14 protein-coding genes and 1 pseudogene are annotated in these 22069 nt (G+C 66.5%); 10 read left to right on the top strand and 5 right to left on the bottom strand.

Annotated elements, in window-relative coordinates:
- The 3 genes and pseudogenes from AAIO73_RS18500 to AAIO73_RS18490 all read right to left on the bottom strand — a co-directional run.
- A partial coding sequence (locus tag AAIO73_RS18500; RefSeq protein WP_345880073.1) for a pilus assembly protein TadG-related protein occupies positions 1-644 on the bottom strand: 644 nt, incomplete at its 3' end.
- A gap of 316 nt (positions 645-960) precedes the next feature.
- A pseudogene (locus AAIO73_RS18495) lies at positions 961-1152 on the bottom strand (integrase core domain-containing protein); the annotation flags it as partial.
- A 361-nt stretch (positions 1153-1513) separates the two neighbouring features.
- The gene (locus AAIO73_RS18490) at positions 1514-6127 is read right to left on the bottom strand and encodes an NAD-glutamate dehydrogenase domain-containing protein (RefSeq protein ID WP_345880071.1); all 4614 of its coding nucleotides are present in this window, start codon (positions 6125-6127) and stop codon (positions 1514-1516) included.
- A 233-nt stretch (positions 6128-6360) separates the two neighbouring features.
- On the opposite strand from AAIO73_RS18490, the gene AAIO73_RS18485 reads away from it, so the two are divergent.
- From AAIO73_RS18485 to AAIO73_RS18465, 5 genes are all read left to right on the top strand, one after another.
- Complete coding sequence (locus AAIO73_RS18485; RefSeq protein WP_345880069.1) at positions 6361-8130, top strand: tetratricopeptide repeat protein; 1770 nt, start codon at positions 6361-6363, stop codon at positions 8128-8130.
- 473 nt (positions 8131-8603) lie between these two features.
- On the top strand, positions 8604-10217 hold the full coding sequence (locus AAIO73_RS18480) for a DUF5597 domain-containing protein (protein ID WP_526023826.1): 1614 nt from the start codon (positions 8604-8606) through the stop codon (positions 10215-10217).
- Positions 10217-13087 carry a glycoside hydrolase family 31 protein gene (locus tag AAIO73_RS18475; protein ID WP_345880066.1) on the top strand — a complete coding sequence of 957 codons (2871 nt, stop codon included), beginning with the start codon at positions 10217-10219 and terminating at the stop codon, positions 13085-13087. Before AAIO73_RS18480 ends, AAIO73_RS18475 begins: the two co-directional genes overlap by 1 nt.
- Positions 13088-13139: 52 nt before the next feature.
- The gene (locus tag AAIO73_RS18470) at positions 13140-14192 is read left to right on the top strand and encodes an aldose epimerase family protein (RefSeq protein ID WP_345880064.1); all 1053 of its coding nucleotides are present in this window, start codon (positions 13140-13142) and stop codon (positions 14190-14192) included.
- A 90-nt stretch (positions 14193-14282) separates the two neighbouring features.
- Positions 14283-14666, top strand: a complete 384-nt coding sequence (locus tag AAIO73_RS18465) for a hypothetical protein (RefSeq protein ID WP_345880062.1) — start codon at positions 14283-14285, stop codon at positions 14664-14666.
- A 277-nt stretch (positions 14667-14943) separates the two neighbouring features.
- On the opposite strand, the gene AAIO73_RS18460 is transcribed toward AAIO73_RS18465, so the two are convergent.
- A complete protein-coding gene (locus AAIO73_RS18460) occupies positions 14944-15879 on the bottom strand; it encodes a TraB/GumN family protein (protein WP_345880059.1) in 936 nt (311 codons plus the stop codon).
- Positions 15880-16026: 147 nt separating this feature from the next.
- Here AAIO73_RS18460 and AAIO73_RS18455 point away from each other — a divergent pair, with 147 nt between their 5' ends.
- Positions 16027-19176, top strand: coding sequence for a helicase-related protein (locus tag AAIO73_RS18455; RefSeq protein ID WP_345880058.1), 3150 nt, complete (start codon positions 16027-16029; stop codon positions 19174-19176).
- A 42-nt stretch (positions 19177-19218) separates the two neighbouring features.
- Positions 19219-19980 carry an SDR family oxidoreductase gene (locus tag AAIO73_RS18450; RefSeq protein ID WP_345880057.1) on the top strand — a complete coding sequence of 254 codons (762 nt, stop codon included), beginning with the start codon at positions 19219-19221 and terminating at the stop codon, positions 19978-19980.
- A 146-nt stretch (positions 19981-20126) separates the two neighbouring features.
- On the opposite strand, the gene AAIO73_RS18445 is transcribed toward AAIO73_RS18450, so the two are convergent.
- Entirely contained in the window at positions 20127-20414 is a 288-nt protein-coding gene (locus tag AAIO73_RS18445; protein WP_056456550.1) for a 4a-hydroxytetrahydrobiopterin dehydratase, read from the bottom strand.
- A 45-nt stretch (positions 20415-20459) separates the two neighbouring features.
- Here AAIO73_RS18445 and AAIO73_RS18440 point away from each other — a divergent pair, with 45 nt between their 5' ends.
- Genes AAIO73_RS18440 through AAIO73_RS18430 form a run of 3 tightly spaced genes read left to right on the top strand, consistent with a single transcriptional unit; the run spans position 20460 to position 22050 of the window.
- On the top strand, positions 20460-20855 hold the full coding sequence (locus AAIO73_RS18440; RefSeq protein ID WP_345880053.1) for a metallopeptidase family protein: 396 nt from the start codon (positions 20460-20462) through the stop codon (positions 20853-20855).
- The gene (gene ccmA, locus AAIO73_RS18435; protein ID WP_345880051.1) at positions 20852-21418 is read left to right on the top strand and encodes a heme ABC exporter ATP-binding protein CcmA; all 567 of its coding nucleotides are present in this window, start codon (positions 20852-20854) and stop codon (positions 21416-21418) included. Before AAIO73_RS18440 ends, ccmA begins: the two co-directional genes overlap by 4 nt.
- Positions 21415-22050 (top strand): heme exporter protein CcmB, encoded by a 636-nt coding sequence (locus AAIO73_RS18430; RefSeq protein WP_345880049.1) that lies wholly within the window; start codon positions 21415-21417, stop codon positions 22048-22050. The genes ccmA and AAIO73_RS18430 overlap by 4 nt, the downstream gene beginning before the upstream one ends.
- Positions 22051-22069: the final 19 nt, after the last annotated feature.

The raw sequence follows: 22069 nt of genomic DNA, 5'->3' as shown, positions 1-22069 counted from the left end.
GCCTTGCTTTGCACCTTCTCGGTCGAGTCATATTCTCGCGATTGGTACGTCCATCGGTCCACGAGCCATTCCGGCCGCAACAAGGTACCGACATTAACCGTCGAGGAGTAAGGCACGAAACCGTACCGCACTCGTGTTTGGGGTCCCCGAACATTCTCGAGTTGACTGTGGAAGCTGATGACCGAGTTACGGAGCGCCTGCAGCCGATCTACGCTGTCTCCCGGGTTTTTCTCCGACATCGACAGCGTAGTGTCCAATACGAACATGACGTCTGAATTGGGCAATTCGAGTTTGGCGTCACAGGTCGCCTCTATCGACGTCGGACCGAACCCGAATGTCTGCATGATTGCCATCGGCAGCGTGACGCTGGCCGTACCTTTGACGACGAGGTCGATACCGACCTGGTAATCAATGCGAGAGCCGATGGTGCCGTATTTCCCCGATGCGAAATTTGCGGAGAAGTAACGGTCTGCGACTGTTTTTGCGGCGACATCCCATGTTCGGTTGCCCATTGCGGCACGGCCCGACAGAACCGACGCGTCACACGCCTGCTGGAGCCGGGTACGGACCATGTACATGCGGGTCAGATCCAATGCGCCTCCCAGCATCCCCAAGAGAGGAATGAAGCTGAAGGCTGCCATCATCAGAACGTTGCCCTGACGGTCGCGAAAAATATTTGCCCGCGAATTTTTCACTGCGACTAGGCCCCCCTCCGTGAACCGGCAAAGGCGAAGCTGCGGCCCGTTCCTGATCGGAGTTAAGGACCATTAGTTAACTAAGGCGTTACAATACCCCACAAAATGCGTGAAGTCCGGATCTTCCGTTCAAGGCATGACGGCGCTTGGTGGCGCGTAGCGTTGGGGAAAAGTAACGGCAGGGTGAACCGTACTGAGCTTGCCGGAGGCATGGGGTTGTGAGTCGCGCTGTCATATCGATGTTGTCCGCGGCAACATAATATTGCTAGCCGGCTTCGGCAGGCGGGATGTTGCCGATAGGGTCGAGCAGGCGACGATGGTTGAACCAGTCGACCCATTCTAGCGTGGCATATTCGACGGCTTCGAAGCTGCGCCAAGGTCCTCGCTTATGGATGACCTCCGCCTTGTAAAGGCCGTTGATCGTCTCGGCCAAAGCGTTGTCGTAGGGTTCCGCGACCAGCGTATCGACGATCGCAACGTCGCCCGCGTGTTTCAGCGAGTGGGGATCGGCGCGATGCCGCTTTCTCCCTTTCACGCGGCTTCGCCGCGCAACCGTCTACTATTCGGCGTCGGGGGCGCCACGGATCGAGAGGTAAAGCGCCTATCAAGCGTGATGGAACGCGATTGGCCATCCCTGCGTAGACCGGAACCGGTCGGCGATAGCGCGCGGCAGTAGCCGCCAACGGTGCCAGCCTTGCCGGGGCGACGTTTCCAGTCGGAGGCTCGCCTTGCGCCGGGGTCCCGCCGTGCTGCAGTCGCAGACGACGCAAGACCCCGGGGTGGCCCCGGGAGGGCGGCGCGGTTGCAGGCGGTCTACCCTACCGCGCCAGCAGCACCCGTGCCTGTCCGGCGATCTGCGCCAGCATAGCCGCGCTGGCGACCGGCGCCTGACGGGCGCGGTGGACGAGCGCGGCGAACTGGGCGACGCGGTCGCGGTTCGCCTCCAACCACGCCTCGACCGCGGCCTGCGGGTCCTTGCCGGCGTTGCGGCCCAGGAAGTCGAAGCGCAACTGCTGGAAATCGCGGGCGAGGCCGGCGATGAGCAGGCGTTCCCACGGATCGCCGGTCTGGATGCGCGCCGCGACCGCCTGCGCCCAGTCGAGCCCCAATGCGAAGCCCAAATGGGTGAAGGCGAGCGTCAGCCGCGTCTCGTCGAGTTTCAACCGGCGGCCCAGATCGGCGAGGCCGACCGCGCCGTCGAGTTCGAACAGGCGCACGACCTGTCCGGCCAGTTCCTGCGGCGCGCCGGCGTCCTGCAACACGCCGGCGATGCGATCGCGCTGTTGCGCGGCTTCGGCACGGAGCAGCGAGCTGGTCTGTCCGGCAAGGCTCGCCACCCCCTTTTGCAGATGCGCGACGGCGTGCGCCGGCATCGTACCCGCCGGGAAGGCGCGCAGCAGGTCGGCGATCTGCGAGCGCACCCCGACCGCGACCTCGTCGAGCAGGGCGATGCGGGCGCGTTCCGATATGTCGGCACCCTCGATCCGGTCGTAGAGCGCGTCGATGTCGAACAGCCGTTCGGCGGCGACGAACATCGCGGCGATATCGGCCAGCGCCTCGCCCTCTTCCTCCGCCAGTTCATAGACGTGCAGCACACCCAGCCGGTTGACGATGCGGTTGGCGAGCTTGGTCGCGACGATTTCGCCGCGCAGGCGATGGTCGAGGATCGCCTGTTTGTGGGTCTCCTGCATCTCCTGCGGGAACGCCGCCAACAGGTCGCCGGCCATGTCGGCGTCGGTCGCGATCGGGGCGTGTTCGATCGCCTCCTGCAGGGCCAGCTTGACGCTGGCCAGCAGCACCGCGAGTTCGGGGCGGGTGAGGCCGCGCCCGTCCTGCGCGCGGCGGACATAGTCGTCGCTGGTCGCCAGCCCCTCGACCGCGCGGTCGAGCTTGCCGGCGGCTTCGAGCAGTTCGATGACGCGGACATAGCTCGGTACCGCGACGGGTCCGTCATTCTCCATCACCGACAGCGCCAGCGTCTGGAGCCGGTTATCCTCGAGTACCAGATGCGCGACATCGTCAGTCATGCGCGCGAGCAGCGCGTTGCGGTCGTCGATCGCGAGGCGTCCTTCGATCACTTCGCGGTTCAGCGCGATCTTGATGTTGACCTCATTATCCGAACAATCGACGCCAGCCGAATTGTCGATGAAGTCGGTGTTGCACCGCCCGCCGGCCATGCTGAACGCGATGCGTGCCGCCTGCGTCACGCCCAGATTCGCGCCTTCGCCGATCGCTTTCGCGCGCAGGCTCTGCGCATCGACGCGGATGCGGTCGTTCGCCGGATCGCCGACGTCGAGATGGCTTTCGGCGCGGTCCTTTACATAGGTGCCGATGCCGCCGAACCAGATCAGGTCGACCGGGGCCTTCAGGATCGCCGAGATGAGGGCGCTCGGCTCCATCTCGCGTTCGGTCACGCCGAGCATCGCCCGTACCGGATCGGTCAGCGCGATCGTCTTGGCGGTGCGCGGGAATACCCCGCCGCCTTCGGAAATCAGCGAGGGATCGTAATCGGCCCAGCTCGACCGCGGTAATGCAAACAGCCGGTCGCGTTCGGTCCAGCTGGCCGCCGCATCGGGTTCGGGATCGAGGAAGATGTGACGGTGGTCGAACGCTGCCTTCAGCCGGATCGCCTTCGACAGCAGCATCCCGTTGCCGAACACGTCGCCCGACATGTCGCCGCAGCCGACCACGTCGATCGGTTGCGTCTGCACGTCGACGCCCAGTTCGAGGAAGTGGCGCTGGACCGAGATCCACGCACCCTTGGCGGTGATGCCCATCGCCTTGTGATCATAGCCGACGCTGCCGCCGCTGGCGAAGGCATCGCCCAGCCAGAAATGGCGTTCGAGCGCCAGCGCGTTGGCGACGTCGCTGAACGTCGCGGTGCCCTTGTCGGCGGCGACGACGAAATAGGGGTCTTCGCCGTCATGGATGGTGACGCCCTGCGGGTGGACGACCATCCCATCGACGATATTGTCGGTGATCGACAGCAGCGATCGGATGAAGATGCGGTAGCTTTCGGTCCCCTCGGCCAGCCATGCGTCGCGGTTCGACGGGGCGGGGAGCTGCTTGGGATAAAAGCCGCCCTTGGCCCCGGTCGGCACGATCACCGCGTTCTTGACGCGCTGCGCCTTCATCAGCCCCAGGATTTCGGTGCGGAAATCGTCGCGGCGGTCGGACCAGCGCAGGCCGCCGCGCGCGACCGGGCCGGCGCGCAAATGGATGCCCTCGACCCGTGGCGAATAGACGAAGACCTCGCGCCACGGCAGCGGCTTGGGCAGGCCGGGGACCTTGGCGCTGTCGAGCTTGAAGGCGAGGGCCTCGTTGGCGGCGGGGGCGAAGGCGTTGGTGCGCAGCGTCGCGGCGACGACGCCGCGATAGCTGCGCAGAATACGGTCGTCGTCGATCGCCGACACTGCGTCGAGGCCGGTTTCGATCGCGGCATCGGCGGCGGCGATGCCGGCCTCCCGATCGGAGCGCGACGGATCATGCGCGGCGTTGAACCGCTCGATCAGCGCGTTGGCGACGCCCGGCGCGCGGCGCAGCGCGTCGACGGCGGTGGCGAGGCTGTAGCTCAGCCCCGTCTGGCGCAGATAGCGGAACCATGCGCGCAGCAGGACGACGGCGACGGGGGCGATCCCAGCCTCGACGGTCAGGCGGTTGAAGGCGTCGTTTTCGGCGCGGTTCTCCAGCACCGCCTCGATCGCGCGCTCGACGGTCGGCACATCGAATCGGGGGGCGGTGCCCGAGGCGATCTCGACCTCGAAATCGTGGATGAAGCTCTTTTCGTCATCCTCCAGCCGGGTCGGCAGTTCCTCGATCACGCGGAAGCCGAAATTCTCGAACACTGGCACCGCATCCGACAGCGGCAGCGCGCCGCCGCGGCGATAGACCTTGATCCGCATCCGCTCGCCCGGCGCCGACAGGATGCGGACCGAGCGCGATCCGGCATCGGTCAGCGCCGCGACGCGGACGATGTCGCGGGCCGCTTCGTCGGGCAGGTTCGAATTGCGGTAATTGTTGGGGAAGGCGTTGGCGAAGCGCAGCGCCATGCGCGTCGCACCCTCGGGCGCGAGTTCGGCAAGCGCGCCCTCGACGGCGGCGCGCCAGCCGCGCACCATGCGTTCGATCCGCCGGTCGAGCTCGGCCGCCTCGGGCATGCGCCCGTCCTGGCGCAGGTCGAGGACGTAACGGATCAGCGCTGCTTCGCCATCCTCCATCGCGATCGACCAGTTGAGGATCGACGCGTTCGCCGCCTGTGCCAGCATGTCGCCGATTGCCAGGCGGCGCTGTGTCGTCACATCGTCGCGGCCCAGCCACACGAACGCGAACAAATGCCGCCCCAGTGCCGAGCGGATCAGCACCAGCCGCGAGCGCGGGCGGTCGGCGACCGACATGGCGGTCAGCGCGAGCTGTTCGAGCGCTTCGGGATCGAAGGCGGTGGTCAGGTCGTGCGGCAGCGTCGAGATGGCGTGGTTCAGCGCCTTGCCGGCATGGCCCGACGGGTCGAAGCCGAATTTGGTGCGCAACGCCGCCAGGTTCCGGCGCAAGACGGGGACGTCGGCCGGATCGGCTTGCAACGCGGCGCTAGTCCACAGCCCGCCATGGATCGATACGCCGGTCACCTGATCGCCCTCGACCACCGGTACCAGCACGAGATCGATCGGCGCGCGGCGATGGACGGTCGAGATGCAGTTGGATTTGAGCAGCAGCGGCTGGCGGTTGCCGGCATCGAACCATTCGATCGCGCGCTGGCGCGACGCATCGGCGAGCAGCGGCACCTCCAGCCGCGCGCGCGACAGGCCCAGCCGTTCGCCGACCACACCGTCGCGCGACCAGCGTTCATGCGCCAGCTGCGTCAGATTGCCCGCCACGAACCAGCCCAGCAGCGCCGCGTCCTCGGCAGTGTCGACATGCGCGGTTAGGCGTGCGGCATCGGCCTGCATCGCCGCCTGCATCGCCCGCCAATCGGCGACGGCGGCGCGGACATGCTCCAGATTGCGCTCGATCTCGGCGACCAGCGCGTGGCGCACGCGGGCATCGGCACGCTCCATCTCGATATAGATCATCGATTCGCGGCGACCCTCGCCCGCCAGATCGGTTAGCGTGCCCGCCGCATCGCGGGTGACCGGCACGACCGGGTGGAGGATGCGGTCGATGGCGATGTCGTGGGCGACGATCGTGCTGGCGATCGAGTCGACCAGGAACGGCATGTCGTCGTTAATGACCGCCAATCGCATCCGCCGCGCCTCGCCCCGGTTCAGCGTCTCCAGCGCGACGCTGACCGTGCCGGGCGACCGGTGCGCGGCGGTGGTCGCCACGAACTGCGCGGCATCGGCACGCGCCGCTGCATCCAGGTTTTCGATTTCGCCGGGGAGCGCACTGTCGACCAGCAGCGTTTCCAGGGGGCGGGCGAGCTTGGCTTTTGGTGTCATGGCCGGGCTATGCGACTCCTCGGCAGCCCACTCAACCCTTGTGGCGCTTGCGAACAAAATTTCGCATTGCGGCAATTATATTACCTTCTTGTATGCGATGGCGGACAGCAGCGGCGAAGCGGCAACTTCATCCAATTCCGTCGCAACAACCGCGTAAGACAACTTGCATTTGTCAAGATTAGCGCGCCTGATGATGCTCGATCCCGTTTGACGGGCAAGTGGAGCATAGCAATATGAAACGCTGTCTTCTGTTCGTTGCTTGCGCCATCGTGGCGGCCCCCGCGCATGCGCAGTTGACGGCGCCGGTCCGCAATGGCGACACCACCATCACCGTTACCGGCCGCAGCACGACCGGGCAGAAGGTCGACGGCAAGAAGGTTGAGATGAGTGCGTGGCGAATGGCGGAAACGCCGCACGTCGCGGTGTTCAGCCAAGGCGACGAGGCACGGTTGCGCGCGACCGCGCACAATCTGGAAAAGCTGCATTTCCTGCTGTCGGCGCTGCTGGGCCGGGTCGACCAGCCCGACGATACGATCAAGATTTCGGTGACCATCATTGGCGATGCGGCGGAGTTCGAACAGCTGCGGCTGACCGACTCGCGCTGGCAATATGGCCCGTACCCGCACGAGTTCGCGCAGACGATCTATTATGATCCGCGCCCGGAAGGACCGGTGCTGGCCACGACCGAAACCGATCTCAACCTGATCCTGCAACCGTCTCGGGGACGTCCGTCGAGCCGCAATTGCAGTGCCGGGGAAGACAGTCCGCTGGTGGATAACTTTCCCATCGTCCGTCCCGATCCGATCGCCAATGGTGAAACCGCCGAATATCTGTCGCAATTCCCGGCGAATGAGATCGTGGTCTGTCAGTCGGCCAATTCGCGCCTCTATGCCGGGTTCGCGCAAAATTATCTCATGACCTATTTCCCCGCCGCCTATCCGCGCTGGTTCGTGCAGGGATTCGGCGAACTCTTCTCGACCATCGCCGCCGGCGAAACCTCTATCGATTACGGTCGGCGTCCCGAAGGCTTTTTCAAAGTCATGGACCGGTTCGGCGACTATCCGATCAAGCATGTCTTCGACGGGCGGTACTTGACCGGCGAGGGGCGGGCCTGGACCCCCTATCATGCGTGGCGGATGGTTCATTTTCTGTATTTTTCCGACACGTGGAAACCACGGCTTGAGCAATATCTTGCCGCTGTCGCAGCCGGGGCCGATCCGAAGCGCGCGGCGAGCGTGTTCGGCAAACCCGCCGACCTGCAGCGCGCGGTCATGTTGTTTCGCGGCAGCAAGGCGCCGTTCGACCGCGTCACCTTTCCCGCCGATCGCATTCCCGAACCGACCATCCGCCGCCTTACCCGTGCCGAGGCGGGGCTGATTCGCGGGCGGCTGGAAATGGGCGCGCGGATCGATGTGCCCGACAGCGGGCCGAACCGCGACGCGGCGCTGGCGCGGCGCACGGCATGGCTGGAACGGCTGCGCGGCAATGCGACCCGCTTTCCCGATCTGATCGAGAATCAACTTTTGCTGGCCGAGGCCGAGTGTCGCGCGGGTAATCCGACCGAATGCCTGAGCGCCGCCGACCGTGCGCTGGCGCAGTCACCCGCCGAACCCAATACGATGGTGTGGAAGGGGACCGCGCTGACGCAATTGGCGATGCGCGCGCCCGCAGGCGAACGACGCCAGCGGCTGGAAGAGGCACGCGGCTATATCGTCAAGGCCAACCGGCAGGACCCCGACGGCATCCTGCCGCTGATCGCCTATTACAACAGTTTCGCGGTCGCCGGCGACCGCGCCACCGATGTTGCGGTGGGCGGGCTGTACAAGGTGGTGCAGGCAGTGCCCGCCGCGCCGGAGCCGCGACTGAAGCTGGGCGAGGAACTGGTCGCACGCGACATCGACGACGAGGCGCGCAGCACGTTGTTGCCGGTGGCGAAGGGGCCGTTCGAAACGCCCGAACAGGCGGCGGCGGCGGCGCTGCTGCCGAAGGTGAGCGGGCGGTAGGGGGTCGGGTTTGTGGTGACGGCCGAGTATTGTTGCCAAGGTCTCCGCCCGCTCCGGAGTTGATTGACAAGAATTCCGCTCGTTCGTCCTGAGTAGCCATTGAGCTTGTCGAGATGGCGTATCGAAGGACCGTCTGTGGCCAAGTGCTTTGATACGGTCTTCGACAAGCTCAGCCCCTACTCGGCACCAACGGTTTCACCTGATGTCATACCGCTCCCGAGTCTGGTCCTCACCATCGAACCGGACGTCACCTCCGCGCAGGCTGGGATCTCCCGACGACAGCGCCCGGCGGGAGCCGCGTGAGACCCCAGCCTGCGCTGGGGTGACGTTCTTATAGAGATAGGGCGAACGCCAGGCTGATCGCGGGATCACGGCGTTCCGAATAAAGAAGACAATTGTCTGACATGTCGTCCGGCGGTAAGGGTGTGACAACGTTGTCGGCAGCAAGCCGACGACGACCGGAGGGGGCGGCGATGCGCGGATGGGCGGTGGCACTGGCTTCATGGGCGCTGGTCGCGGGCGCAGCGGCGTCGACAGCGCCGGGCGAGGTGCCCCGGATCGAAAGCCGCAATGGCCGCCACGCGCTGATGGTCGATGGTGCGCCGTTCCTGATGTTGGGCGTACAGGCGAATAATTCGAGCAACTATCCCGCCATGCTGCCGCAGGTGTGGTCGATGGTCGATCGGCTCCACGCCAATACGCTGGAGATCCCGGTCGCATGGGAGCAGATCGAACCGGTCGAGGGGCAGTTCGACTTCAGCTATCTCGACGCGCTGTTGCCGCAGGCGCGCGAGCGGGGCGTCAAGCTGGTGTTGCTGTGGTTCGGGACGTGGAAGAACACGTCGCCCGGCTACGTCCCGGCATGGGTGAAGCGCGACAATGCGCGGTTCCCGCGGATGCGGACCAGGGACGGCAAGACGCATTATGCGCTGTCGCCGCATGCGCCCGCGACGCTGGCGGCGGACCGCAAGGCGTTCGTCGCGCTGATGCGCTATCTGAAGGACAAGGATACCGACAACAGCGTCATCATGGTCCAGCCCGAGAACGAGGTAGGGGTGTACCAGCAGGGGCGCGATTATTCGCCAGAGGCGAACCGGCTGTTCGCCCAACCGGTGCCGTCGAAGCTCGCCAGGAAGGGCACGTGGGAACAGGCCTATGGCGTGGGGGCCGAGGCGGCGTTCAACGCCTGGTACACCGCGCGTTACATCGACGAGATTGCGGCGGCGGGGAAGGCGGTCAAGCCGGTGCCGATGTATGTCAATGCAGCGGTCGGCGACCCCTTTGCCGCGCCGGGCAAGTCGGGCGGGGCGAGCGGGGGCCCCGACTGGCAGGTGATCGACGTGTGGAAGGCGGCGGCGCCGCATATCGATGCGGTCGCGCCCGACCTCTATGGGCGTGACGGCAATAACTACTTGAAATTCCTCGACCATTATGCGCGCCCCGACAATGCGTTGCTGGTGCCGGAGACCGGCAATGCCATGGATTTCGCGCGCTTCCTGTGGCCGACGTTGGGGCGGGGCGGAATCGGCTGGGCGCCGTTCGGGATGGACGATACCGGCTATTCCAACCATCCGCTGGGCGCGGTGACGCTGGACGCGGCGACGCTGGATGCGTTTGCGCGGCCCTATGCGTTCCTGAAACCCATGGCGCGCGGCTGGGCGAAGCTGGCCTACGCCCATCCCGGCTGGGGCACGGCCAAGGGCGCGCCCGACACCGAACAGACCAAGGTGATGGGCCGCTGGCGGGTATCGGCCAAATATGGCGAATGGCAGTTCGGTTCGATGGATTCGCCATGGCTGAAGGCCGCGCCGCCGCCGCATGCCGCACAGCCGGTCGGCGGCATGGCCGTCCTGCACCTCGCCCCCGACCAGTTTCTGGTCACCGGCACCGACATCCGCGTCAACATCGACCTCGCCGACAAGAGCAAGGGCGAGACCGCGATGTTGCTGAAGGTCGAGGAGGGGACGCTGGCCGACGACGGCAGCTTCGTGATGCGCCGCGTGCTGAACGGCGACCAGACCGATTATGGATTGAATTTCACCGCGCAGCCGATGCTGCTGCGCGTAACGATGGGGACGTATCGCTGATGAAGACGCTTCGCTGGACGCTGTTGTCGCTGGCCCTGTCGGTTTCGACCCAGGCACTTGCCGCCGAAGTGGCGAAGGTGCCGGGCGGGGTGGTGGTGACCCCCGATGCGGGGTCGGCCAAGCGGGTGCGGGTGCTGGTCTATGGTCCCGACCGGTTCCGGGTGACGGCGGTGCCCGACGCCAGCCTCGACACGCCCGACAGTCTGATGGTGACCGCGAAGCCCGCGGGCGACTTCACCGTGCGGCAGACGGCGCGGACGGTCGTGGTCAAGACTGCGGGCGGATCGGCCGAGGTCGACACCGATGACGGGCAGGTCCGCTTTCGCGATGCCGCCGGCAAGCTGACGCTGGAGGAAGCGCCGCGTGCCGCCTTCACCCCGCGCAGCGCGGGGGGCGAGCAGTTCGTCTCGATCCGGCAGCAGTTCAATCGTGGCACCGACGAAGGATTCTATGGTCTGGGCCAGCACCAGAACCGGCAGATGAATTACAATGGCGAGGATGTCGAACTCGCCCAGCACAATATGGACATCGGCATCCCCTTCGTCGTGTCGACGAAGAACTATGGCGTGCTGTGGGACAATAACGGCATCACCCGCTTCGGCAATCCGCAGCCCTACCGGCTGGTCGGGGAGGGGATGCAGGTCCGTTCAGGCGGGCAGGCCGGATGGCAGGCGCAATATTATCTGGGCGACCGGCTGGCGGTGACGCGGCGCGAGCGCACGATCAACTATCAGTTCATCAAGGATCAGGCGAACTGGCCGGCGGAAGCGAAGGCGCAGACGGTCGCCGCGACCACCGGACAGAATACCGCCGGCAACGCGGTGCAGACGCAGAAGGTGGTGTGGACCGGCACCGTCACGCCGAGCACGACCGGCGTCCAGAAATTCCGCCTCTATTCGTCGAGCTACGTCAAGGTGTTCGTCGACGGGAAGGAGGTTTTGAACCGCTGGCGGCAGAACTGGAATCCGTGGTTCCATAATTTCGACCCGCCGATGACTGCCGGCAAGGCGGCGGAGGTTCGGATCGAATGGGAGCCGAATGCCGGCTATATCGCGCTGTTCCAGAATGATCCGTTGCCGCAAGCCGATCGCCATTCGCTGTGGTGGTCGTCGGACGTCGCCCATGCGCTCGATTATTATTATGTCGGCGGGCAGGATATGGACGGCGTGATCGCCGGCTATCGCGCGCTGACCGGCAAGGCGGCGCTGATGCCGCGCTGGGCCTATGGCTTCTGGCAGAGCCGCCAGCGCTACAACACGCAGGCCGAGGTCGAGGGCGTCGTCGCCGAATATCGCAAGCGCGGCCTGCCGCTCGACAATATCGTGCAGGACTGGTTCTATTGGCCCGAGGATCAATGGGGCTGCCACTGCTTCGACCCGGCGCGCTTCCCGCAGCCGCAGAAGATGGTCGACACCGTCCATGGCCAGAAGGCGCGGATCATGATTTCGGTGTGGCCGAAATTCTATCCGAACACCAAGAATGCCGAGGAACTGAACGCCAAGGGCTATCTGTATCAAGGCAATCTGATCGCGAAGGAACGCGACTGGGTCGGCAAGGGCTATTTCAACACCTTCTATGACCCCTATGCGCCTGAAGCGCGCAGCATCTATTTCCGGCAGATGAAGGACGCGCTGGTCAACAAGGGCTTCGACGCGTGGTGGATGGACGCGACCGAGCCGGACATCCATTCGAACCTGTCGATCGAACAGCGCATCGAGCGGATGGGACCGACCGCGCAGGGACCGGCGGAGGAATTCTTCAACAGCTATCCGCTGGTCCATGCCGAGGGCGTCGCCGATGGCCTGCGCGTCGCCAAGCCCGACGTGCGACCGTTCATCCTGACCCGCTCGGGCTATGGCGGCATCCAGCGCGCCAGTGCCGCTTTGTGGTCGGGCGACGTCGCATCGCGCTGGGACGATCTGCGCGATCAGATATCGGCGGGGGTCAATTTGTCGATGTCGGGCGTGCCCAACTGGACCCATGATATCGGCGGTTTCGCGGTCGAGGATCGCTATGCGAAGAAGGACCCGGCGCATCTGGCCGAATGGAAGGAACTGAACCTGCGCTGGTTCCAGTTCGGCGCGTTCAGCCCGCTGTTCCGCAGCCATGGCGAGACGCCGTATCGCGAAATCTATGAACTGGGCGCCAGCGATCCGGCGCTGTACGATGCGCTCGCGAAGTACGATCGGCTGCGCTACCGGCTGTTGCCGTACATCACCTCGCTGGCGGCCGAGACGTGGCATCGCGACGGGACGATGATGCGCGGACTGGCGATGGACTTCACCGCTGACCGCAAGAGCTGGGGCGTCGACGACGAATATATGTTCGGGTCGGCCTTTCTCATCGCCCCGGTGACGCAGTATGGCGCGACCAGCCGGTCGGTCTATCTGCCGGCCGGGGCCGACTGGTACGACTTCACGACTGGCGGCTATCTGAAGGGCGGGCAGACGATCACCGCCGCCTCGCCGATGGCGGTGCTGCCGCTCTACGTCCGCGCCGGATCGATCGTGCCGACGGGCGCTGAAGTTCAGTCGACCGCCGAGAAGCTGGACGCGCCGTACGTGCTGCATGTCTTTACCGGCCAGGACGGCGCGTACACGCTGTTCGAGGATGACGGCCTTACCGAAGGCTATCGCAAGGGACAGTCGTCGCAAATCCCGCTAACATGGAACGAGGCGACGAAGACGCTGACGATCGGCGCGCGCAAGGGCAGTTTCCCGGGCATGGCGGCGAAGCGGGCGATGTCGGTGCGCTTCCATACGCCGGGGACGGCGGTGGCGCCCGACTTCGCCGACAACGCGGCGACGGCGTTCGTGTATGACGGGCGGGAAGTGCAAGTGCCGTTGGCGGGGCGCGCACAGAAGAACTGATGTTTCGTCGTTCCCGCCGTCGCGGGATGACGAATGATGGCGGAGAGTTGGCATGGCGGACGCAAAGCGGGTGGCATTCGGGACGCTGGACGGGGCACCCGCCGAGGCGATCGAACTTGGTGCGGGCGGGCTGTCGGCGCGAATCCTGCCGTTCGGGGCCACGTTGCAATCGCTGTGCGTGCCCGATCGTGACGGGGCGGTGGCCGATATCGTGCTCGGGTTCGACGATGTGCAATCCTATCGCGACCGGCCGTCTTGGTTCGGGGTGACGGTCGGGCGCTATGCCAACCGGATCGCCGATGGGCGCTTCAGCCTCGACGGGCAGAGCTATACGCTCGAAACGAACAATGCGCCCAACCACCTGCACGGCGGATCGAACGGGTTCGACCGGCGGCTGTGGGACGTGGCGGAGATCGGCAGCGATGCCGACGCGGCATGGGTGCGGCTGACGCTCACCAGTCCCCATGGCGATGCCGGCTATCCGGGGACGGTGGAGGCAGGCGCGACCTATCGCCTGACCAATGACGCGCTGACCATCGAATATGACGCGACGACCGATGCGCCGACCGTCGTCAACCTGACTAACCACGCCTTTTTCGACCTTGGCGGGCGCGGCGAGGCGCTGCGCCACCTGCTGACGATCGAGGCGGATGCGTTTCTGCCGGTCGATGCGACGTCGATCCCGACAGGGGAGCAGCGCGCGGTGGCGGGAACGCCGTTCGATTTCCGCACCCCCCATGGGATCGGCGAGCGGGTGCGCGACGGGCACGACGACCAGATCGCGATCGGGCGCGGCTACGACCATAATTTCATCGTGCGCGGGGAGCCGGGTACGCTGCGTCCGGCGGCGATGCTGGCCGACCCGGAGTCGGGGCGGACGATGACACTGTCTATAACGGCGCCGGGGCTGCAACTGTATTCGGGCAATTTCCTCGGCGGGGCGGAGCCGGGCAAGGGCGGACGGTTGTACCGACAGGGCGATGCAGTGTGTCTGGAGCCGCAAGCCTATCCCGACACGCCGAACCGGCCGGAATTTCCGTCCGCCCGGCTCGATCCGGGGCAAAATTGGAACAGCATTATACGATTTGCGTTCTCCGCCCGATGATCATTTGTACCGCACCGCGACGAACGTTTGTTGCGCGGCGCACAACCGTGCTTGACGAAAACGTTTGCGTTTGCGAACGACCTTAATCCTATGAAGCACCCCCTTCTCCTCGCCGCCACCGCTGCGGCCTTCGCCCTTTCGGCCTGCGGTCAGTCGCAGCCGGAGCAGCTCGACACGCGCGCGCCCGATCCGCTGGCATCGCAGCTCGCCAACCGTGCCCCGGTGGAACTGCCGCCGCCCGTCAAGGCGAGCGTGACGTTCCGCTGCAAGGACAACAGCCTCGTCTATGTCGACTTCTTTGAAGGCGACACGCAGGCGAATTTCCGCACGAAGCAGGGCGAGATGCCCGTCCGCCTGAAGGCCGAGGAAAAGGGCAAGCCGCTGACCGCCGAGGGCGGCTACAGCCTGACCGGCACCCCGAAGTCGATCACCCTGACCCAGCCGGGCAAGGCGGCGCAGGCCTGCAACGCCTGATCCGATTACCGATGGCGGCTCCCTTCCGGGCCGTTGTCGGACGATGTGCCTGACGGCCGGCGGAGCGATCCGCCGGCCGTTTTCTTTTCAGAAGATATTGAGGGCCGAAGCGCCGTAAGATGCTCCAGAAACGTTCGTCCTGAGTAGCCATTGAGCTTGTCGAAATGGCGTATCGAAGGACCATCTGTGGCCAAGTGCTTCGATACGGGTCTTCGACAAGCTCAGCCCCTACTCAGCACGAACGGTACGGTGTTGATCCGGAAGGGTAGCAGAAACCTCAATATTTCACCCGCGTCGCGCGCAGCTTGTAGCGCTTGAGCGCGTCCTGCACGCTGCCGGTGCCTGCCAGATGCCCTGCGCCGACCGCTACGAAGACGGTGCCGGGGCGCTTCATCCGTTCCTCGATCCACTTGGCCCAGCGGGCATTGCGGTCGGTCAGCAGGACGCGGCGCAGTTCGGGCGAGACGGTCATGTCCTCGTTCATCGTCGCGGCGAGCGCGGCGGGATCGCCCTTCGCCCATTGATCGACCATCTTGTCGATCTGTTCGCCCGCGGTCGGCAGTTCCTTGATCGTCTCGCTCAAGAAGGTGACCTGCGCGGCGTCGGACAGGGTGTCGAAGAATCCGAATTGCTGTTCGAGCGTCTCCAGCCCGGTGACGGGCTTGCCCGCGACCTTGGCCGCCTGCGAAATCGTCTGCTCGGCACCGCTTTGCGGGTCATAGCCCTGCTTCTGCAGCGTCACCAGCGTCAGCGTCGAGGCGGCGAACCATGGATCGAGCTGTTCCAGCGCACCGGCCGGCAGTCCGGCATCGGCGACCGCCTTGGCATAAGCGTCGCGTTCGGCGGCGGGAAGTTTTTCGCTGAGCTTCGGGCCGGTCACGTTGACCGCCGACTTCATCACCGCCGCCTGTGCCTGTTCGGGGGTCGGCATCGGAATTTCGAGCACCACCTCGTTCGATTTGTCGAACGCGGTCTTCACGGCTTCGTCGAACCATGACAGGCCGGGTTTCAGGACGTGGATCGTCCCGAACAGATAGATGGTCGTGTCCTTGTCCTTGACCACCCACAGAGCCGGGTCGGCGTCGCGCGGTGTCGCGGCGGTGGCGTCGGAGGCGGGGGTTTCGGCAACCGGGGCCGGTGCGGTCTGCGCCATGGCGGGCAGGGCGGTCATCAGGCTGAACGCGGCGCCGAAGCGCAGCAGGATCGAGGACATCGGCGTCTCCATAGGGCCGGCGAGCCGGCAGTGCCGCCTGCATAGCAGCGGCGGTTCGCATGCGACAGGCCGCAGGAACGGACGCGGCAGACGCTTCGTTCAACGATCCTCTCCGCCCGATATCAGGGCTTTGCCGGGAACTCCGCTATGCCGAACACCACCGCCGCCCCCGATCGTCCTGAAAGGGGGGAGCATGCGATCGGACCGATCGCGGCGTGTCTGGCGGTGGAGGTCGGCAAACGCCCGGTGCTGTTCGTGGCTAACGACGAGACCCGCGCCGCCGCAATCGCCGCGGCACTGGCCGCGTTCGCGCCGGGGGCAGATGTCGTGCATCTGCCCGCCAGCGACGCGCTGCCCGGGGACGATGCGCCCGCTTCGCCCGGCAATGCCGGTGCGCGGGTCGCGGCGCTCCGTCGGTTGCGGATGGCGTCGGTAACGGGGCGGCGTATCGCCTGCATCACCGCACCCGAGGCGACGGCGCTGCGCATCGCGACGCCCGAAGATTTCGATGCCGCGCCGCCGGTGCTGCGGATCGGCGATGCGATCGACATGGCTGATTTCGCCGAACGCGCGGTCGAGCTTGGCTATGTCATCGACGACCGGGTCGACGAGCCGGGCGAAGTCGCGGTGCGCGGCGGGGTGGTCGATATCTTTCCCGCCGATGCGATCTGTCCGATCCGGGTCACCGTGACCGATGGCGCGATCACCACGATTCGCAGCTATGATCCGGTGACGCAGCGCGGCGATGCCGATCTGGGCGAGGTCACGATCGGTCGCGCCGCCGAACCAGTGACGACCAAGGGCGTGTCGCTGCTCGACCATCTGCCCAATGCGGCGGTGGCGATGGACCCCGATGCCGAGCGGCGACGCGCGCGCTTCCTTGACCTTGCCGAGGACGCGACCCGGCGGCGGCGGCGCGATGCGGCGACGCTGGTCGATCGGCAGGCTTGGGAGGATTTGCTCAAGGCACGCGACCGGATCGAATTGCCGGCCGATGCCGCGCCGCCGCCGCGCTTCGTCACCCACCGCGCACCGGCCCGCGCGTTCGGCAAGTTCGCGCGCGAGGTGCTCGACTGCGGGCGGCTGGTACTGGCGGGCAGTCCGCGCGACCTGCGCTTCCTGCGCAAGCGGCTGGCGACGCTCGGGCGGACCGAGCCGGTGACGATCGACGCGTGGGAAGAAGCGGTGCGGGCCGAACCGGGCAGCGCGATGCTGCTGACCGCGCCGATCGATCGCGGTTTCGTGGCGGACGGAGTGACCGTGGTCGCGGGCGGCGACTTGCTGGGCGGACGGGCGCGTGGCGACGAGCTGGCGGCGGCCAGCGCCAATCCGCTGTTCGCCGAAGCAGGCGAGCTGCGCGTCGGCGACGTGATCGTGCATGAGGAGTTCGGCATCGGCCGCATCATCGGGCTGGAGCAACTGCCGGGCGAAGAGGCCGGCGATGCGATCGTGCTGGAATATGCCAAGGGCGCGCGGCGGCTGGTGCCGGTGATGGAGGCCGACCGCATCTGGCGCTACGGTGCCGATGGCGATGCGGTGACCCTCGACGCGCTCGACGGGTCGAGCTGGCAGAAGCGACGCGGCGCGATCGATGCGGCGATCGCCGAAAGCGCGCGCGAACTGGCGGCGATCGCGGCCGAGCGCGACGCGATCGAGGTGGCGCCGATCGAGGCCGATATCGCCGCCTATGAACGCTTCGCCGCGGGCTTTCCGTTCACCGAAACCCCCGATCAGGCGCGCGCCATCGCCGCTGCCCGCGCCGATCTGGCGGCAGGACAGCCGATGGACAGGCTGGTGATCGGTGATGTCGGTTATGGCAAAACCGAGGTCGCGCTGCGCGCCGCCGCGATCGTTGCGCTGTCGGGACGGCAGGTCGCGATCGCCGCGCCGACGACGGTGCTGGTGCGCCAGCATGTCGAAACCTTCCGTCGCCGGTTCGAAGGGACGGGAATCGAGGTCGCCGGGCTCTCGCGCCTGTCCGATGCGGCGGAGAAGAAGCGGGTCAAGGCGGGGCTGGCCGATGGATCGATCGGCGTCGTGATCGGCACGCAGGCGGTGGCGGGCAAGGGTGTCGAATACCACGATCTCGCGCTGGTGGTGATCGACGAGGAACAGCGTTTTGGCGCGAAGGACAAGGCGAAGCTCCGCGAGCTGTCCGACCATGTCATGACGCTGTCGGCGACGCCGATCCCGCGCACGCTGCAAAGCGCGCTGATCGGGTTGCAGCAACTCTCGGTCCTTGCGACTCCGCCCGCGCTACGCCAGCCGATCCGCACCGCGGTGACCGAATTCGACGAAGTGACGGTGCGGACCGCGCTGCTGCGCGAACGCACGCGCGGCGGGCAGAGCTTCGTGGTCGTGCCGCGCATCGAGGATATCGAACCGCTGGAGGCGCGGCTGCGCAAGCTGGCGCCCGAACTGACGCTGACCGTCGCGCATGGCAAGATGCCGGCGGCGGAGATCGACGCGGCGATGGTCGGCTTCGCCCATGGTGAGGGCGACGTGCTGCTCGCGACCAACATCATCGAGGCCGGGCTGGACGTGCCGCGCGCCAACACGATGATCGTTCATCATGCCGACCGGTTCGGCCTGTCGCAGCTGCACCAGCTACGCGGGCGGGTCGGGCGCGGCGGACGGCGCGGGCAGATTTTGCTGCTGACCGATCCCGACCATACGATCGCCGAAGCGACGCTGAAGCGGTTGCGGACGTTGCAGGCGTTCGACCGGCTGGGCGCAGGCTTCGCGATCAGCGCGCGCGACCTCGACCTGCGCGGCGCGGGCGATCTGGTGGGGGAGGCGCAGGCCGGTCATATGAAGCTGATCGGCATCGACCTGTACCAGTATCTGCTCGGTCGCGCGCTGCGCGCGGCGCGGGGTGAGGTGGTCGACCGGGTGGTGCCCGAACTGCATCTGGGCATCGCGGGACGGTTGCCCGAGACGTGGATCCCGGAAACCGAGGTGCGCCTGGTCCTTTATGGTCGGCTGGCGCGGATCGAAGGGGAAGGCGCGCTCGATGCGTTCGAGGAGGAGCTGGAGGACCGGTTCGGCGCCTTGCCCGAAGAAGCGCAGTTGCTGATCGATCTGGCGCGGATCCGGTTGCTGGCACAGGCGGCGGCGGTGGCGAAGGTCGATGCCGGGCCGGCAGCGATCGCGTTGACGCCGCAGGGAAACAGCGCATTGCCCGATGTCGACGGGCTGACCGAAAAGAACGGGCGCTGGATCGTACCGGCGCGGATCGACGATGCCGGCGAGCGGCTGACCAAGGTGCGCGACGTGCTGGAGACGGTGGCGGCCTGAAAACCGCTGGCGTCGGTGCGGTTCCTGTCGGATGCTACGGGGATGAAAGCGATCTTCATCACCGGCGGCGGGTCGGGCATCGGGCGGGCGGTGGCGCAATTGTTCGCGGCGCGCGGCTGGCGGATCGGGCTGGCCGACGTGAACGCGGCCGGGCTGGCGGAGACGGATGCATTGTTGCCGGGCGGCGCGGCGACGTTCGTGTTCGACGTGACCGATCGTGCCGCATGGGAAGCGCCGCTTGGGCATTTCGCCGGGGGCGGCGGGATCGATGTGCTGTTCAACAATGCCGGCATGGCGGCAGGCGGCGTCTTTGCCGAGATGACGCCCGCCGCGATCGAACGAACGATCGCGGTCAATTTGACCGGGGTGATCCACGGCGCGCATGCGAGCCACCCGTTTCTGAAGGCGAGTGGCGGCTGCCTGCTCAACACCGCGTCGGCGGCGGGTATTTACGGGACGGCGGGCGCGGCGGTCTATTCGGCGACGAAGTTCGGGGTGCGCGGGTTGACCGAAGCGCTCGACGGCGAATGGGCGGCGGACGGCATCCGCGTGCGCTCGTTGATGCCGGGGTTCATCGACACGCCGCTGCTCGACGCGTCGTTGGCCGGAAGCAATTACAACGTCCGGCAACAGGTGCGCGCGGCGGGGCTGGAGTTCACACCCGTCGAGGTGGTGGCGCAGGCGGCTTGGGATGCGGTCCATGGCGACGCCGTCCACACGCCGGTCGGCCCGACCGCCAAGCGGATGCGCTTCGCCGCGCGGTGGATGCCGGGGAAGCTGCGGCAGCAGATGCGGCGGCGCTGATTCCGAACCGTTCGTGCTGAGTAGGGGCTGAGCCTGTCGAAGACCCGTATCGAAACACCTGCCTGCAACGTTCCTTCGATACGCCACTTCGACAAGCTCAGCGGCTACTCAGGACGAACGGGGCTAAGGTACGTTGCGGCGTACGCCTATTCCACCAGTGCGTCGATTGCCTGTGCCATGTCGATATCGCGGTCGGACAGCCCGCCCGCATCGTGCGTGGTGAGGAGAATGTCGACGCGATTATACACGTTCGACCATTCGGGATGGTGATCGGCCTTTTCGGCCAGCAGCGCGACCTGCGTCATGAACGCGAAAGCCTGCGAGAAATTGTCAAAGGTGAAGCTGCGGACGATCGCGTCGCGCCCCGCATCATGGTCCCAATCGGGCAGGCCATCCAGCGCGTCGGCGCGTTCGGCTTGGCTCAGCGGTTCCATCGTCCCTCCCTTGTCTCTCAATCGCGATGGCCTATTGCTTGGGCCATGTCCGATCAAGCGCGAACCGCCCCGAGTGCCGCCGAGATGGAAGCGTTGGCCCGCTCCGCGCTCGCCCGCATTCCCGAACCGTTCGCCAGTCACCTGTCCGACATCGTCCTGCTGGTCGAGGAGTTTGCCGACGACGAAACGCTGGCCGCGATGGAGATGGAGCCGTACGAGCTGACCGGCCTGTATCATGGCAGTCCGGTCGGTGAGAAATCGATGTTCGACGGGGTGCGCCTGCCCGATCGCGTTCATCTGTATCGCCAGCCGCTGCTCGCCGAATGGTGCGAGACCGGCGTCGATCTGGGCGACCTGATCCGGCATGTCGTGGTGCATGAGGTCGGCCATCATTTCGGTCTTTCCGACGACGATATGCACGCACTGGAAGACGCGGATTGAGCTTGTTGGCGTTCGACCGGGTCAGCGGCGCGCGGGGACGGCGAATGCTGTTCGCCGACCTGTCCTTCGATCTGGGCGCAGGCGAGGCGTTGCTGGTGCAGGGGCCGAACGGCGTCGGCAAGTCGACGCTGGTGCGGATCGCCGCCGGGCTGTTGCCGCCCGCCGGCGGCAGCGTCACGCGCGGCGGAGCGGTGGCGTTGTTGAGCGAAGCGGCGGCGCTCGACCCGCAACTGCCGTTGGCGAAGGCGCTGGGATTCTGGGCCGGGCTGGATGGCGCACGCGACCGGGTAGATGCGGCGCTGGCGGCCACGGGAATCGGGTCGCTGGCCGAAGTGCCGGTGCGGATGTTGTCGACCGGGCAGCGCCGCCGCGCGGCGATCGCACGCGTGGTGGCCGCCGACGCCCCGATCTGGTTGCTCGACGAGCCGGCCAATGGCCTCGACGTGGCATCGCTCGAACGGCTGGAGGAGGTGATCGCCATACGGCGCGCCGGAGGCGGGGCGGTGCTGGTCGCCAGTCATGTGCCGGTCGCATTGCCGGGCGCTGGGGTGGTAAGGCTGTGATCGCGTTGATCATCCGCGAATTGCGAATCGCGTGGAGTGGGGGCGGCCTGCTGCTGCCGGTCGCGTTCTTCCTGCTGGTCGCGACGCTGTTTCCCTTCGCGATCGGGCCGGATGCGGCGCTGCTCGCGCGGATCGGCGGCGGGGTGGCGTGGGCGGCGGCGTTGCTGGCGGCGCTGTTACCGATCGAGCGGCTGGTCGCGCCCGATGTCGATAGCGGCGTGGTCGATCAATTGGTCGTGCGCGGGTGGAGCGACAGCGGCATCGCGCTGGCCAAGACGATCGGCCATTGGCTGGGCTTTGCGCCGGCCGTGATGGTGGCGGCGGGGCTGTCGGCAGCGTTGCTGGGGATCGATGGCGCCACGCTGCTGATGCTGGAGGCGGGCTTGCTGATCGGCACGCCGGGACTGGCGGCGCTGAGTGTCGCGACGGCGGCGCTGGTCGCGGGACTGCGCGGCGGCGGGGCGGTGGCGGGCCTGGTCATGCTGCCGCTGGCGTTGCCGGTCGTAATCTTCGGGGCAGGGGCGCTTGAGAGCGGCGTGGGGGCGATGAAGCTGCTCGCGGCAACCAGCCTATTGCTATGTGCCGGCGGCCCGATCGTGGCGGGAGCGGCGATGCGGATCGGGCGGAGCTAAATCCTCCCCGCGAAGCGGG

The sequence above is a fragment of the Sphingomonas epibiotica genome, from assembly GCF_039615155.1.
Lineage (GTDB): Bacteria > Pseudomonadota > Alphaproteobacteria > Sphingomonadales > Sphingomonadaceae > Sphingomonas.
The sequence above is the reverse complement of the archived record's forward strand: the minus strand, read 5'-3'. Positions and strand labels throughout refer to the sequence as shown.